The sequence below is a fragment of the Sporosarcina sp. FSL K6-1540 genome, assembly GCF_038620285.1.
Lineage (GTDB): Bacteria > Bacillota > Bacilli > Bacillales_A > Planococcaceae > Sporosarcina > Sporosarcina psychrophila.
On sequence record NZ_CP152018.1, the window covers coordinates 943,356 to 957,662 of the forward strand.

Sequence of the window (14,307 nt, forward strand, 5' to 3'; positions counted from 1 at the left end):
CATTTCCCCCCAAATTGTTATTTTCACCATGCAATTTTCCCTAAAATTGTTTGTCTATTTGCACCTGTTGCTGAAGGTAAATTATTTGGCATCTTTTGAAACCCTAAATACCCGAGTAAAGCAAAAACAAAAGCTTCTTTCGCATCACCGCTTATACCAATCTCATCGGACGTTCTTACATCTATTTGATTGGGAAGTAATTCTGTTAAGTAGGCTAAGAGTGTCTTATTATGAACGCCACCCCCACTAACAAACACCTCTTTTAAATCATGCGTCTGACAATATTTCTCAATTTCAGTTGCTAATGATTTCGCGGTTAACATTGTGATTGTTGCGATTTTGTCTAGTGACGAACATCCATACTCATCACCTTGTAACCACAATTTATCAGCGTATACTGAACCGAACAATTCTCTTCCTGTACTTTTCGGAGCCGGGAGTGAAAAGTAGTCATTTGCCATCAATTTTTCTAACCATTTGTTATGAACAATGCCGTCCTTTGCCAAGTCACCATTTGCATCGTAGCTTAGCAAACCGTTTGAATATTTATTAACAAATGCATCAATGATCATATTTCCAGGTCCGGTATCGTATGCAATAACCTCTTGCGCAAAGTGAGCGGGAGGCAAGACAGACATATTGGCAATTCCGCCAATATTCACAAGCACACGCCCATTCGTCTGTGATTGAAATAGAATTTGATCTGCAAATGGTACAAGAGGAGCTCCTTGACCTCCTGCACCCATATCACGCGTTCTAAAATCACCGATTACTGGAATACCCGCTTGTTCAGCAAGTACTGCAATATCACCGATTTGCATCGTATTTGGCCGTGCATACAAGCGTTGACTTACAACAGTCGGTTCGTGCCAAATCGTTTGTCCATGCGAACTGATTAAATCAATTGATTCATAATCAATCTCAGAATCTACTAAAGCATCTTTGATACACTTTGCATACAATTCACCTAAATACATATTCATCGACGATACATGGTTCAGTGGCACCAATGGATCCATTAGTTGGAAAAGTTGAGCCGTCAGTTCGTCAGTGTAAGACATTGTCACAAAATGCTTTAGCTCATACGTTACTTGTTTAGCAACGACGGTAAAGTCTACAATCGCGATATCTAATCCATCGAGCGACGTACCCGACATAAGTCCACAAACACGCATGGGTTTCACTCTCATCCCTCCTTTCCATTAGCAGTCGTGCTAAAAAAATGCTTACCCATATTTTAACTTATTCAATATTAAATATCAATATTTTTCTAATATTATAAAAATAAATATCACTCATGCTAGAGTAACTGGTAATTTTCCTTTTATTTTAGTTTTATCAACTAAGCTTTCGGCAACTACCTCAAAAGCTGTTTGCGTGAATTCGTATGTGCAAATCATGCGGTTTGCCAGCGGAAACTGAGCAGCATCATACGGTGTGCGAACGGCAACTACGTCTACCGGTTTACCACAATCAATTAATTGATGAACTAGCTTCAGTTGATTCTCCTGTTGTGTAGCATTGAGCGTAAGAACCACAATATGATCGTAGTTGTTCACTTGACTTACTATATCGGTAATCGTTTCTTCGAAATGTGTCGGGTCTATTTCAATTACACCTACATGCTCATGAACGTTCTTTAGTTTCTCAGCCATTTCAAGTGTTGCATAACGCTTATCTTCTACCATCGTTGCATATTCATTGGTAGGATAAATTAAGAGAACTTTATCATCTGCTTGTATAGGCTTCCCCTCACCACTAACCAAGGTAATACCTTCTTCATAAATCAGTTTCATTTCATCTCGATGTGCTTGTGATCCGACGAAGTTTGCAACTTCTTGCGTCTCCTCAACTTCTTCCCAAGACGTGTATGTTGCAATCATACGTTCAATTCGCGTGATGGATTGTTCAATTTGTTGTTGTGTAATCGTGCCTTTTTCAACTGCATCTACTATTTTAAGAATTGCTTGTTCTTGTAAAGGATGTATATGAGACACCATTACTAAATCGACACCTGCTTCAATAGCTTTCATACATCCGTTTACTGTACCGATGCCTTTCGCAATCGCGTCCATTTCCATACAATCAGTTGTAATCACACCATCAAAACCAAGTTCTTCTCGCAGAAGGCCTGTAATGACTGAGTATGATAATGTCGCGGGTGTATTTGCTTCTTTTTCTAACGCTGGGAAATACACATGCGCACTCATAATGGCATCCGCACCAGCCGCGATACATTCTTTAAACGGGACTAATTCCACTTCATGCAATCTTTTTAAGTCGTGTCCAATCACAGGTAAATCTAAATGCGAGTCTACACTCGTATCACCATGCCCCGGAAAATGCTTCAACGTCGTCATGACACCTGCTTCTTGCATACCAAGCATGGAGTTCTTTGCCATTTCTGCCACGTCATGCGTATCTTCTCCAAATGACCGAACACCAATTACTGGATTTCTCGGGTTGTTGTTGATATCAACAACGGGTGCCAAGTTCCAGTTGATTCCTAATGCTTTTAATTCTTTACCTGTTAGGTTGCCCGCTTTACGAGCATGCTTTGGTTCATGTGTGGCCCCAATTAACATTGCACCCGGAACGATTGTTGTACCTTCACCAAGTCGACGAACGGCACCGTTTTCTTGGTCAATACAAATTAATAATGGGAACTTATAACCCGCTTTTTTCGCTTCTCGCTGCAGGCTTTTCGTTAACTCTAAAACTTCTAATGGTGTGCCAATGTTGCGGCCAAACAATATAACCCCGCCAATATGATAGGCATGTATCAAGTGTTTAATTTCATCCGACATGGTTATGCCCTTAAACCCGGCTATTAGTAAGCGACCAACTTTCTTTTGCATAGTCATTTTGTGCCTCCTTGAGGAATCGGAAATCCCGGGATATGTCCTTCACGGCGCACATGAAGTCCTTTTGAATTTTGCAATGTTTGCGCATACGTCGTTCGTCCTAAACATCCACGCATCGTGCCTAGTGCTTTGTAATAATCATAGTATCTGAAACTGGTTGAATTCATAATGAACCAGTAACAAGACAAAGCCTCCAAGTAAGCGTCAAAGGAATCAGAGACATCCACATAAATATCCGGTTCGTAGCCTTCCATGTCTTCCCAATTCTCACTGTGGAATACACGGCGCAGACCATGTGGTGCCAACCCGTCTAGTTCAAAACCAGGAAGTGACGCTTTTAACCATGCATCTTGTACAATAAGCTGACAAAGAGCATGATCGGGATGCATACTATTCACCCAATGTGTAATCACGAAGTCCGGTTTCTCTTTTCGAAAAATCGTTGCCACTTCCTTTACTAACTCCTCATTAAACGTCAGCTCGGCATCACGGTGATTTAAAGTAATACTCGTTCCACCTAAAATGGCCGCGGCTTTTTCGGCTTCTTCAATTTTTTGTTTACGGTATGACTCAACATCTAAATGAGCAGGCGTTCCTTTTTCCCCCGCTGTTAAATGAAGAAAGGTCACTTTATAACCCGCTTGCGCGTATTTATGCGCAATAGCACCTGCTTGAATTTCACCATCTCCACAATGCGCCCCCACAATCATTAAATGCATACAAACACTCCTAATTAGTTAAATTTGTGACGATGATGTTATGCAATCGTGGTCGTAATCGAACGATTGGATCATGTCGCCCAAAGTACACGCGGTTTGTTAATAAAATCACCGTCAATTCTTCGAGTGGATCAATATAAAAACTTGTGCCAGTATAACCAGTGTGACCATAGGTAAGCGGCGACATCAAATCGCCGGCTGGACTAAATCCTTCTCCTTTTAATTGCCACCCAAGACCTCTGCTTTCAGTAGAAAATGATGTAAAATTGCCGCGTGACTTTGTTAACCATAGTGGATCTACGATTTGTTTCCCATCGTGTATACCGTTGTTCTCGAGCATTTGTGTAAATTGAGAAATATCATCCATAGTTGAAAATAATCCTGCATGACCACTAATGCCGCCCATAAATTCTGTGTTATCATCGTGCACTATTCCATATTTATGGTCTTGTAAATGTTCGAGGTATTCAGTTGGTGCATATTGATCGCGCTCGTAACTCGGCTTATACTTCGTATCATTCATACCAAGCGGTTGAAACAGGTGTTGGTGTGCATACTCTTGAAGCGGCTGACCTGTTACTTGTTCAATTACTTCCATAAGTAAGATATAGCCTAAATCGCTATAAACGACTTTCGTGTCAGGCACGTAAGATAATTGCTCTTCAAAAATATCATCGAGAACTTCTTGTGTTGTCAATTTCCGTTCAAAGTAAGGACGGTGCGCAATCAGTCCAGATGAATGTGTTAGTAATTGTTGTAGAGTAATGCTTTCTTTACCGTTCTTAGCGAACGCTGGAATAAATGAAGCGACTTTATCGTGTAAATGGATATCCCCAGATTCAAAGAGTTGCAACATTACCGGTAGCGTCACCATTACCTTCGTCAAAGACGCCATATCAAATACATGTTTACTCGTCATTTGAATGCGGTCCCCATCTAAACTATTCGTACCAATGGCTTCATCGAGAATGATTTGTCCCTTATGTTTAACCCGAATGACCGCCCCTGGCGTTACTTGTTTATCAATTTCTTGTTGCAAAAATGAGCGTACTTTGTTTTTCATTTTTTCACCTCTTCCTTATGATGAACGTTCATTGGATCCCCTACTTATTGTATTTGCTCATTAAACTTGGCCACAAAGTGTTCGTCTATTGCTACACCGAGTAACTTCAAACCAGCAATAATTGCACCTCCAACTGGGGGTACTTTCGTTTGTTGAAAAATTACATTTGGAAGAGTTTTGTATGATAGTTCTTTAAAATGGCGAATAAATAACTCTGAATTTGTAAAGACGCCTCCAGATAACACGATAGTCGTTGGATGCTCTGCTTCAAATAATTGATTGTGACACGATATAACACTGAGCATCATTTCCTTACAGGCATTCAATATAATGTTTTTCGCTACTTCATCATTGGCTACGCTCGCTTCTACTACCAATCTAGCAAGTGGAGCAATGACGGAACGAGGATGTTCTTCCCCATAGACTTTCCCTATGATGTCTGGAACCGCTTGAACTTGAAAGTAATTCAAAAAACTGGTAGTTAAAGACGTAGTGGGGCCACGATTATCAAACTCTTTAAATACAGCACGCAGCGCCTCATTCCCTAAATAAAATCCGCTTCCTTCGTCATCAAATAAGTAACCCCAACCACCTGAACGAACCATTTTTTGTTCCTCATTAAATCCGAACGTAATTGTTCCCGTTCCTGCGATTTGGACAACTCCCGGTTCCCCTAATGTTCCTGAGTAAAGAGCATTAAATGCATCGTTTCGTACAAGTATTTTCGTATCCCGTGGCAAGTAGTTCCTTAATAAATTTACAACTTCAACGTCGCGTCCACTTTCGCCAACTCCTGCTAATCCCGCAAAACACACAGATATCTGATCATATATTTTAGTGTGTTGTTTTTTAAGTCGCAGTAATAATCCACTCATTACGTTTTGGAATTCTTCTTGAGACAATGTGTTCGAATTACTACGTCCAGTGACTGCTTGCATGTAAACGTTTCCATTTCTGTCGGTCACTACACCCGTCGTTTTCGTTCCCCCGCCATCTATCCCTAACACATACATTCGCTTTTTCCCGCCTTTTCGTTTCTTTAAATATAGTATAAACTATTGATAGATTATTTCAACTTATCTTTCAATATTCGATATTTAATTTCAGAAAAGCGTATGATGCTATCCAACCACAACAGGCATAAGATGATTCGCGGGAGGAGTTTACTTCTGCCCCAAAACAAGTTTTGTCCGCAATATAAAGGAAGCCACCAATACTTCTCCAACAACCGAAATATATTCCCCTATACTTCTTAAGCCCATCAAAAAGATGTGCTCCTAACAAGTAATTGTGGGAGTACTGGCGAATTGAAAGAAATATATTGGCCAAGTACAATCGATACCTGATTTGGTCCTAAATAACATGGAGTTCACCATTTTTGAAAAGAAATCTGCATGAGTGTAAAAATGCATATAAAGAATTAATGAAGTCCTCTAAAGTTTTTATCAACTTTAGAGGACTTCATTGTTTTCGTTGTACACTCCAGCGATTTCATTGAACACTCTCCGGTTGGTTGGACGCATCGCCGATTTTGTTGGAGGCTCCATCGCGTTGGTTGGTGGCTTCGATAGTTTGGTTGAACGCTTTCCGGTTGGTTGGACACTTCACGGGATTGGTTGGAGGCTTCAACGATTTGGTTGGACATCCCACCGCGTTGGTTGGACGCTTCGGTAGTTTGGTTGGACGCTTTCCGGTTGGTTGGACACTTCACGGGATTGGTTGGAGGCTTCGCCGGTTTTGTTGGACACTCCACCGCGTTTGTTGGACGCTTCGATTGTTTGGTTGCACGCTTTCCGGTTGGTTGGACACTTTGCGGGATTGGTTGAAGGCTTCGCCGATTTTGTTGGACACTCTACCGCGTTGGTTGGACACTTCACCGATTTGGTTGGACATCCCACCGCGTTCGTTGGACACTTCGATAGGTTGGTTGGACACTCCCCCGATTCCTTGAACTCCTCAACAATCACATCCAATTCCCCAACTAACCAACTAGTACCATTTCCGTTAAGTACTAGAAGTCCAGCTTAACTCTATAATTAGTTCATATATTGAGTTATCATTCTAAATAGGATTATGCTATAGTTTCTTTGTGTATTAAAATCCATATTATTGCCATAAAAGTTTAACTATTGGAGGGAATTACATCAAAATGAGCAATTTACGAAGAAAGATATATGCGGCTACTGTTTCTGTGGCAGTTGTCTTGGGAGTGATTGTTACTGCAGTACCTGTCACTACTGATGCGGCTGGTACTTCATTTACAGATGTAAAACCGACTCTTGATCATTATGATCCGATTATGAATCTTGCTGGACGTGGAATTGTCAAAGGCTATTCAGATGGTACGTATCGTCCGGACAATGAGCTTACGCGTGGTCAAGCTTCGAAAATACTTGCGCTCGCATTGAAGCTGGATACGAGAAACGTCAGAAATCCGGGCTTTAAAGACCTCGACAACAAGAATGGCTTCTATAAATATGTAGCAGCACTTGAAAATGCAGGGCTCATTTCAGGATTCGAAGACAACACGTTCAAACCGAATGCATCCATGACGCGTGCCCATATGGCGAAAGCAATCGATCTCGGATTCAAACTCGAGGGTAAATCTACCGTAAATCCATTCAGAGATGTAAGTAATTCTGCGTGGTACGTGGATCATGTCAAGGCACTCGTCACTAACAAGGTGACGAAAGGAAAGACGCCAACAACTTTCGATCCGAATGCTAGCATCACACGTGCCCAAATGGCATCATTTGTTGTACGTACCGAGAATATCAAAGTCGCATCTAATCCAATCGAAAAGGCGCGTGCTGAAATCAAAAAAGTCGTTACGCAAAATGGTGTCATTGAAGTAGGCGTTAAAAAAGTTGCTGAGTCAAGGTTTAATAGCAGGACAAATACAGTAACGATGACTGCCTATGATATTGACGAAGGGATTAAAGGGTTGACCGGAATTGGTGTTTTCTCTAGTAAATTGCGAGCGCTCGGCGTGAAAAAAATTAGCATAGGTAATGCTAAAGCTGTCGACCTCTCGCGACCCACCGCAAAAGATACGTTGAAAGAAGACTTCTTCGCCCTCTTGAAACCAAGTACTAAACCTTCAACAGACAGCGATGTATCTGCAGAGGACGTCCAAGTTACACTTTACGCTGACAAAAACGACATTCAATTCCGAGAAACTTTTAATGTTAACTTCCACGTGTTTGTTCCAAGCACTAATTGACAGTCCCCCTATCCAAATCCGGATGGGGGGATTTTTCTTTATTAATGAAAAGAAGTGCAGACCAATTAAGGTCTACACTTCTTTTTGTTGTTTATCTCAATGAATCGGTGATTTAAACTGTCCGCCATGTGCTTCTTGCGTATTCATGATTGTTAAAAATGCATTTGCATCGACTTCATGGACGATTTGTTTCAATTTACTTATTTCCAGACGCGTGACAACTACGTAAATGACATCTTTGTCACTGTTGTTATAACCGCCGCTTCCCTTAAGGTTCGTAATGCTTCTACCGAGACGTTCATTAATAGCAATACCGAGTTCCTCGTATTCATCCGACACGATAATCACCGCTTTTGTTTCATCCAAACCTTGGATAACAGCATCGATTGTTTTCGAAGCGATATAATACGTCAGAATCGAATACATGGCTTGCTCCCAGCCGAGTACAAAGCCTGCCCAGCCGAAAATGAAGATATTGAAAAACATCACAAATTCGCCGACAGAGAATGGAATCTTTTTAGTCAATAAAATACCAAGTATCTCAGTCCCATCTAAAGCACCGCCATTACGAATGACAAGCCCAACGCCCGCTCCTAACAGTAGCCCTCCGAAGACAGTCGCAAGAAGCGGATCCGTCACAAAAGGGTCAACCGCCTTAAGTGGAATTTCCACAAGCGCAAGTACAACGATTGCAAAAGAGGAAGATATGAAAAAGTTCTTCCCGATATACTTATAGCCAAAGAAAAGGAATGGCAAGTTGATCAGCAGTATGAGTAAACCGAATGGGATACCCGTTAAAAAAGTTAGAATTAGTGAAATCCCGATGATTCCACCATCTATAATAGAGTTTGGAACAAGAAATAGTTCAATCGCGACCGCCGCCATAGTCGCCCCTATCATAATGAATAGATAACGGAATATAAAATGTGTACGTGTTTCTTTTTTGTGCTGTTTTTTCATGAGTGAAATACAGTCCCTCGACATTAAATTATTTTGTAATACTATTATCCCTCTTTCTGCATTCCATGTAAATAATAAAAGATCAGCTCGGAGCAAAATAATAATTTGCACGATTTCTTTGCTTTTGTCACCGCTTATTCGGCAGTTTTCAATTTGACTGGGTGACTGTCACCGACAATAAGATATAAGCGCATACGTATAGAAGAGGATGAAGTTTTATTGAATGAACTGCCTAGCAAACTGCCCAAAACAACTTTAGAGTAAATCACGAAACAATAAGGTATGCTAAAGGAATAATTTCCTGATTTATTGCACATTTAAAAATCCACATGAAGTGGCTCTAGTACTACAGTTACTATAAATTTGCATGATAACCCAAATTTAAATAGAAGGAATGATTGTATGTTGAATTTGAAACTGGAACCAAAAGTCCTTGACGTATTAAAAGATAAAATACAAATGATCCCCACAGATGAAGGCGCCATCTACTTGGTCGGACCAATCCAACTCCCTGTCAATCTGCATGGAGAAACAGTTGTTTTTCAATGGTATTGCTGGCTTAGCCGTTGCCAAGTAACGGACAATTACTTAGAAATTATCGAACAGTTGTCATCTGCGAATTTGGCGGAGTACCAACAGTCAAGCGTGCTCGTCTACGGAGATTTCGAACATGCGGATGATGCGTTAATTCGCATGCATTCAATTTGCCATACTGGCGATATATTTGGTAGTAAAAGATGCGATTGCGGCTATCAGCTCAAGCAATCGATGCAGAATATTGCGGACCATGGGACGGGTGCGCTGTTTTATTTAGCGAATCATGAAGGGCGTGGTATTGGTTTATTCAGCAAAGCGATGGCCTATGTGCTGCAGGAAAATGGCTATGATACAGTGGAAGCAAACGAAAGTCTTGGATTTGTCGACGACTCCAGAAATTATGATGATGCGATTCAGGTACTCAAGACGCTACGGACAAAACCTGTTAAGCTCATGACAAATAATCCAAAGAAACTGGATGCACTGAAAAATGCTGGGCTCCCTGTATCCGGAAGAGAACCTTTATGGGGCGATAAATCAGAGTTCAATGAAAGTTATTTGCAGACAAAGATTGATCGTTCAGGCCATTTAGATGAAAAAGGAACTCAGCCAAATGACTAACCATGAATTTTACATGAATTTAGCCCTAAGCAATGCGCGCGCGATGAAAGGACAGACAGATCCAAATCCACTCGTCGGTTCGGTTATTGTTAATGACAATCGAGTAGTTGGCATCGGGACACATTTAAAGGCTGGAGAACCGCATGCGGAAATACATGCCATTCGGATGGCTGGTGATAGGGCAAAAGGCGGCACGATTTATGTGACCCTTGAGCCATGCTCGCATTACGGGCGAACGGGTCCTTGTGCACTAGCCATTGTTGAAGCCGGGATTAACAAAGTTGTTATCGCTACGCTTGATCCAAATCCTGTCGTTGCCGGTAACGGTGTCAAGATTTTGGAAGATGCCGGAATCGAGGTCATCGTCGGCATAATGGAAGAGGAATCTCGCCAGATGAATGAAGTATTTAACAAGTTCATCGTCGAACAAAAGCCTTTCATGACGATGAAAGCAGGAAGCACATTGGATGGCAAAATCGCTACACACACTGCCGATAGTAAGTGGATTACATCCGCCGAAGCTAGGCATGACGGACATGTACTGCGCAATGAAAATATGGCTATTTTAGTTGGCGTCAATACAGTAATTGAGGATGATCCCGAATTAACTACACGGATCCCTAATGGAAGGAATCCGATTCGCGTCATTTTAGATTCCACACTGCGAATTCCACTGGATTCAAAGATCGTAACCGACGGACAGGCACCCACTTGGATTTTCACTGCACAAGAGGTTGACCAACTAGCTAAACAGAAGCTAGAAGAACAAGGAATTTTAATCTTCCCAACTTCCGGAGTGAAACAGGTGAACCCAAATGACGTCGTCCGCATTCTCGGTGAAAAGCTTATTTCCTCTGTCTTGATTGAAGGAGGCGGCTCGATTCACGCTGCTTTCCTTGAAAATCGACTCGTCGACAAAGTAGAAATTTATATCGCACCTAAATTAGTCGGAGGCGCCCATGCACCAACATTTCTTGAAGGTACAGGCGTGGAATTAATGCGGGATGCTGTAGACTTAGCAGATCTCCGGATTACCCCCGTCGGTAAAGATTTCAAGTTCACCGGCTATCCGCGATATACTGCAAATGAATAGAGGTTTTGGAAAATGAAATTCGGTTTTGACATAGATGATACGTTGATTAATTTAAGGGAACATGCTTTTCAACTTTACAACACGAAGTTGAATCGGACAGTGGCGGTGGATCTCTTCCACGCGTTGGATAAGGTTGAAATTCATGAGCTTTTTGACATGACTGCTGAACAAGGCAGTCAAATGTGGAATCGTTCATTGGAAGAAATCTATTTCACATCCTGCCCTCCCTATCCAGATGCAGTGGAAACCTTACAAAGGCTGGATAGAGAAGGACATGAAATTTATTATATTACGGCGAGACCCGACGTGCATGGCAAGCGTACAATCGAGTGGATGATTGAAAATGGGTTTCCTGTTGACAGAGACAGGTTTTATTACGGCATGAAAGATGAAGACAAAGTCAACATCATCAAGGATTTGAACCTAGACTATTATTTCGATGACAAGCCTGCGGTTCTTGAAACGTTGAGGAATCATCCCCTTAAATTGTTCGCCAAAAGCCAATCGTATAATCGACATCTTGATCTCCCACGAATAACCGACTGGTCTGAGCTGTTCGATTTGCTGATTGGTGAGAAGAAATAGGGATCGTTTTTAGGTGTTAGACATAGAGAAATCCAGCCATTTGTGAACTTGGCTGGATTTTTTTTGTTGTTCAATTGGTGCCGCTGTTTCCGGTTCAGTTGTTAGCTCAGGTTTCGTTTCTATATTCGATTCAGATGGCAACACTGGTGGTGTCCCCCAATTCCCCCAATCGAGGAGAGTCGGATGAAGTATATGATTGGTTGACGGGATATATGATCGGTAGCGCGGCGGTTTTGATCGCTTGGCAGGGTATATGATCGACAGACGGGCAGTTTTGATCGGTGAGTGGGATATATAATCGGCAGCCCGCCAGTTATGATCGCTTGGCAGGATATATGATCGGTAGCAGGGCGGTTATGATTGGTGAGAAGAAATAGGGATAGTTTTAGGTGATAAACATACAGAAATCCAGCCAATCACGTACTTGGCTGGATTTTTGTCGTCCAATAAAGCTTGATTGCCTCTGATTTGCAGGGATTCATTGTCACTAACCCGCGCCTGCAAGTTATTCTGAAGTCGGCTCCGTTATTGGCGCTGTTTCCGGTTCAGATGCTGGCTCGGGTTTCGGTTCTGTATCCGATTCAGATGGCAACACTGGTTGTGTCTCCAATTCAGGTTCTGGCGTTGGCTCCGGTTTCACTTCTGCCCCCGGCTCTGGAGCTGGTTCCGGTTCTACTCCTGGTTTTGGTGTTGGATTGATTGGAGCCGCTGGGTTTTCCAAGTCTTCGATGGCTTGCTTATGTTCTGCATCCAACTCGGCAATAATCGCCTCTTTTTCTTTAGTGAGGTCGATTTCTATATTCGCTTTTAAATTAGCGGCGAATTTCTGCAATTCACTTGTACGGATTTGTTTTTGTTCTTCAGTGAATTTCGCCAATTCGTCTTCGGCACTTTGCTTAGCTTCTTGCAAAGCTATTTTCAACTCGCCCATAAGTTTGTCTTTTTCTACAGTAATTGCCCCGGATATTTCTTGTTCAGATACTGTCCTCTTGGCTCCAAACCAATTTATTAATGAACTTCCGGCATCCTCGCCAGCAAATGCATTATTCATGCCGCTTCCTAGACCTATCGTTAACAGGAGAGCCCCGAGTAAGAGGCCTATCTTTTTAAAACTGAAGTTACTTTTATACCTTTTGAATTTATTCGACATAGTTGCACCTCCATTTAAAACAATAAGGACCTCACTGGATGAGGTCCTTATTGAGCATTAGTACTTATTTATTAATGCCATCTACCAAATCTTGCATTGCCTTTTCAGCTTCAAGTTGAAGTCCTTTTGCTGTGAAAGTAATAAGTTTTTCCTGTTCTTTAACTAAATCATTTTTCATTTTAGTGATTTTAGTGCGGAGGTCAGTAATTTTCGCGTCGATTAAACCTTTAATTTCAGTAACGGTTAAACCCGTTTCCTTATCCAATTTAGCTTGAAGATCTGCTTTCGCCGCATTGATTGTTACTTCCAAATCACTAATCGCTTGAGTAGTTACTGCTTTTACGTCCGTTTTAACTTTTTCATTCGCGGCATTTCCCGCAGCTCCTGTGTATTCCCTTAAATCATTTTTCGCATATTGAAGGGCGTCATCACCAGCTTGATTAATTAAACCGTTAGCAAAATTTGATAAGCTATCAAATTGACCAGACAAATAAGTGTTGATATGTGCTTGTTCTTCTTTTATTGCATCGATGTGTTCACGGCTCTGTTTCTCAATATTTTCATTTGCTACACCTGCTTGGGCTACGCCCTTTGCATTAATACTGTTTGTAGCATCTGTTTTCAGGCCATTATATTCAACCGCCAATCCGTCAACTTTACCGCCAGCGTATGCGGCAACTTGTCCTGCTACATTTGTGGATGCCTTCCCAAATTGCCCGTCATACCAACTTTTGAGGTTTGTGCCTGCATCTGTTGCACCGAACGCTACTCCTGCACCTGTTACGAGTCCAAATACCATTGTTCCTGCGATTACTTTACCTTTTACTGTTTTGAACATTTAATTATCCCCTTTTATCATATTGGTTTGTATGAGTGCTTATTCGCTAAATACGTCTTCTACCATCTTTTCGAATTCCTGATCAATTTGTGCTTCAATATTCTGCTTGTCCACATAATCATTGAAGTTTACGTTTTCAAGTTTATTAACCGTAGCGTTCAGACTATTTATCGTGTCAGCCTGATACTTTTCGATGCCGGACTCCGCTTCTTTCACCTTATCGTCGCGGAAACTTGCCAATGCATCATCAATGCTTTTTTTTGATTCTTTCACAAAAACATTGACCTCTTTCAAGACCAATATCATACCGGTTGCAGTAGCTGCACCCAACTTTTCGCTTTCTTTATGGAATGCATTCTTATACCATTGGGAAAGGTTCTGTCCTGGATTGCCACTTGCATAAATGGTTCCTGCGCCTATTAAGAGAGTAAACACCAGAACAAACCCAAGAATTTTTTTCATCGTTGACACCTCTTTAGTAGATTTCATACTTTTTTATGAAAATCTCCTCCAATGCTTTTTTCGGCTTGTTACCTTTTTTGTAACTACTTTTAGTATAGGAGTATTCCTGTCGGGCATCCTCACTCTAAAGAGTACTTTTCTGGTATCGTTTGTCTACTTCGATTTTCTACTTTAGTGTAGTGTCGGTGCACT

At 41.5% G+C, this 14,307-nt stretch carries 15 protein-coding genes; 5 read left to right on the top strand and 10 right to left on the bottom strand.

Features of this window, described 5'->3' with window-relative positions; all coding sequences use genetic code 11:
• Positions 1-23: 23 nt before the first annotated feature.
• The 5 genes from MKY15_RS04185 to MKY15_RS04205 all read right to left on the bottom strand — a co-directional run bounded on the left by MKY15_RS04185 (position 24) and on the right by MKY15_RS04205 (position 5,659).
• On the bottom strand, positions 24-1,175 hold the full coding sequence (locus tag MKY15_RS04185) for an anhydro-N-acetylmuramic acid kinase (protein WP_342539708.1): 1,152 nt from the start codon (positions 1,173-1,175) through the stop codon (positions 24-26).
• A gap of 120 nt (positions 1,176-1,295) precedes the next feature.
• Positions 1,296-2,864, bottom strand: coding sequence for a beta-N-acetylhexosaminidase (gene nagZ, locus MKY15_RS04190; RefSeq protein WP_342539091.1), 1,569 nt, complete (start codon positions 2,862-2,864; stop codon positions 1,296-1,298).
• Positions 2,861-3,583, bottom strand: a complete 723-nt coding sequence (locus MKY15_RS04195; RefSeq protein ID WP_342539092.1) for a PIG-L deacetylase family protein — start codon at positions 3,581-3,583, stop codon at positions 2,861-2,863. The genes nagZ and MKY15_RS04195 overlap by 4 nt, the downstream gene beginning before the upstream one ends.
• Before the next feature lie 10 nt (positions 3,584-3,593).
• A complete protein-coding gene (locus tag MKY15_RS04200; protein WP_342539093.1) occupies positions 3,594-4,646 on the bottom strand; it encodes a serine hydrolase domain-containing protein in 1,053 nt (350 codons plus the stop codon).
• Between the two features lie 44 nt (positions 4,647-4,690).
• Complete coding sequence (locus tag MKY15_RS04205; RefSeq protein WP_342539094.1) at positions 4,691-5,659, bottom strand: BadF/BadG/BcrA/BcrD ATPase family protein; 969 nt, start codon at positions 5,657-5,659, stop codon at positions 4,691-4,693.
• Positions 5,660-6,110: 451 nt separating this feature from the next.
• Between MKY15_RS04205 and MKY15_RS04210 the strand changes: the two genes are divergently transcribed.
• Complete coding sequence (locus tag MKY15_RS04210) at positions 6,111-6,320, top strand: hypothetical protein (RefSeq protein ID WP_342539095.1); 210 nt, start codon at positions 6,111-6,113, stop codon at positions 6,318-6,320.
• A 475-nt stretch (positions 6,321-6,795) separates the two neighbouring features.
• On the top strand, positions 6,796-7,869 hold the full coding sequence (locus tag MKY15_RS04215) for an S-layer homology domain-containing protein (RefSeq protein ID WP_342539096.1): 1,074 nt from the start codon (positions 6,796-6,798) through the stop codon (positions 7,867-7,869).
• A gap of 96 nt (positions 7,870-7,965) precedes the next feature.
• Here MKY15_RS04215 and MKY15_RS04220 read toward each other — a convergent pair whose 3' ends face one another.
• Positions 7,966-8,829, bottom strand: a complete 864-nt coding sequence (locus MKY15_RS04220; RefSeq protein ID WP_082786844.1) for a YitT family protein — start codon at positions 8,827-8,829, stop codon at positions 7,966-7,968.
• A 402-nt stretch (positions 8,830-9,231) separates the two neighbouring features.
• On the opposite strand from MKY15_RS04220, the gene MKY15_RS04225 reads away from it, so the two are divergent.
• The 3 genes from MKY15_RS04225 to MKY15_RS04235 are packed head-to-tail and all read left to right on the top strand — an operon-like array spanning position 9,232 to position 11,665.
• Positions 9,232-9,987: a GTP cyclohydrolase II gene (locus tag MKY15_RS04225; RefSeq protein ID WP_187045820.1), complete on the top strand. Its 756-nt coding sequence runs from the start codon at positions 9,232-9,234 to the stop codon at positions 9,985-9,987.
• A complete protein-coding gene (gene ribD / locus MKY15_RS04230) occupies positions 9,980-11,080 on the top strand; it encodes a bifunctional diaminohydroxyphosphoribosylaminopyrimidine deaminase/5-amino-6-(5-phosphoribosylamino)uracil reductase RibD (protein ID WP_342539097.1) in 1,101 nt (366 codons plus the stop codon). The genes MKY15_RS04225 and ribD overlap by 8 nt, the downstream gene beginning before the upstream one ends.
• Before the next feature lie 12 nt (positions 11,081-11,092).
• Positions 11,093-11,665 (top strand): hypothetical protein, encoded by a 573-nt coding sequence (locus MKY15_RS04235; RefSeq protein ID WP_342539098.1) that lies wholly within the window; start codon positions 11,093-11,095, stop codon positions 11,663-11,665.
• A 9-nt stretch (positions 11,666-11,674) separates the two neighbouring features.
• Here MKY15_RS04235 and MKY15_RS04240 read toward each other — a convergent pair whose 3' ends face one another.
• From MKY15_RS04240 to MKY15_RS04255, 4 genes are all read right to left on the bottom strand, one after another.
• Entirely contained in the window at positions 11,675-11,809 is a 135-nt protein-coding gene (locus tag MKY15_RS04240; RefSeq protein WP_255428504.1) for a hypothetical protein, read from the bottom strand.
• A gap of 361 nt (positions 11,810-12,170) precedes the next feature.
• Positions 12,171-12,815: a hypothetical protein gene (locus tag MKY15_RS04245; RefSeq protein WP_342539099.1), complete on the bottom strand. Its 645-nt coding sequence runs from the start codon at positions 12,813-12,815 to the stop codon at positions 12,171-12,173.
• Positions 12,816-12,879: 64 nt separating this feature from the next.
• Positions 12,880-13,653 carry a hypothetical protein gene (locus tag MKY15_RS04250; protein ID WP_342539100.1) on the bottom strand — a complete coding sequence of 258 codons (774 nt, stop codon included), beginning with the start codon at positions 13,651-13,653 and terminating at the stop codon, positions 12,880-12,882.
• A gap of 39 nt (positions 13,654-13,692) precedes the next feature.
• Entirely contained in the window at positions 13,693-14,115 is a 423-nt protein-coding gene (locus MKY15_RS04255) for a hypothetical protein (protein ID WP_342539101.1), read from the bottom strand.
• Between the last annotated feature and the right edge of the window lie 192 nt (positions 14,116-14,307).

What these genes read in the sequence shown, in the direction of transcription:
- MKY15_RS04185 (WP_342539708.1), bottom strand. Translation starts at nt 1,175, where the DNA reads ATGCGTGTTTGTGGACTTATGTCGGGTACGTCGCTCGATGGATTAGAT.
- nagZ (WP_342539091.1), bottom strand. Translation starts at nt 2,864, where the DNA reads ATGACTATGCAAAAGAAAGTTGGTCGCTTACTAATAGCCGGGTTTAAG.
- MKY15_RS04195 (WP_342539092.1), bottom strand. Translation starts at nt 3,583, where the DNA reads ATGCATTTAATGATTGTGGGGGCGCATTGTGGAGATGGTGAAATTCAA.
- MKY15_RS04200 (WP_342539093.1), bottom strand. Translation starts at nt 4,646, where the DNA reads ATGAAAAACAAAGTACGCTCATTTTTGCAACAAGAAATTGATAAACAA.
- MKY15_RS04205 (WP_342539094.1), bottom strand. Translation starts at nt 5,659, where the DNA reads ATGTATGTGTTAGGGATAGATGGCGGGGGAACGAAAACGACGGGTGTA.
- MKY15_RS04215 (WP_342539096.1), top strand. Translation starts at nt 6,796, where the DNA reads ATGAGCAATTTACGAAGAAAGATATATGCGGCTACTGTTTCTGTGGCA.
- MKY15_RS04220 (WP_082786844.1), bottom strand. Translation starts at nt 8,829, where the DNA reads ATGAAAAAACAGCACAAAAAAGAAACACGTACACATTTTATATTCCGT.
- MKY15_RS04225 (WP_187045820.1), top strand. Translation starts at nt 9,232, where the DNA reads ATGTTGAATTTGAAACTGGAACCAAAAGTCCTTGACGTATTAAAAGAT.
- ribD (WP_342539097.1), top strand. Translation starts at nt 9,980, where the DNA reads ATGACTAACCATGAATTTTACATGAATTTAGCCCTAAGCAATGCGCGC.
- MKY15_RS04235 (WP_342539098.1), top strand. Translation starts at nt 11,093, where the DNA reads ATGAAATTCGGTTTTGACATAGATGATACGTTGATTAATTTAAGGGAA.
- MKY15_RS04245 (WP_342539099.1), bottom strand. Translation starts at nt 12,815, where the DNA reads ATGTCGAATAAATTCAAAAGGTATAAAAGTAACTTCAGTTTTAAAAAG.
- MKY15_RS04250 (WP_342539100.1), bottom strand. Translation starts at nt 13,653, where the DNA reads ATGTTCAAAACAGTAAAAGGTAAAGTAATCGCAGGAACAATGGTATTT.
- MKY15_RS04255 (WP_342539101.1), bottom strand. Translation starts at nt 14,115, where the DNA reads ATGAAAAAAATTCTTGGGTTTGTTCTGGTGTTTACTCTCTTAATAGGC.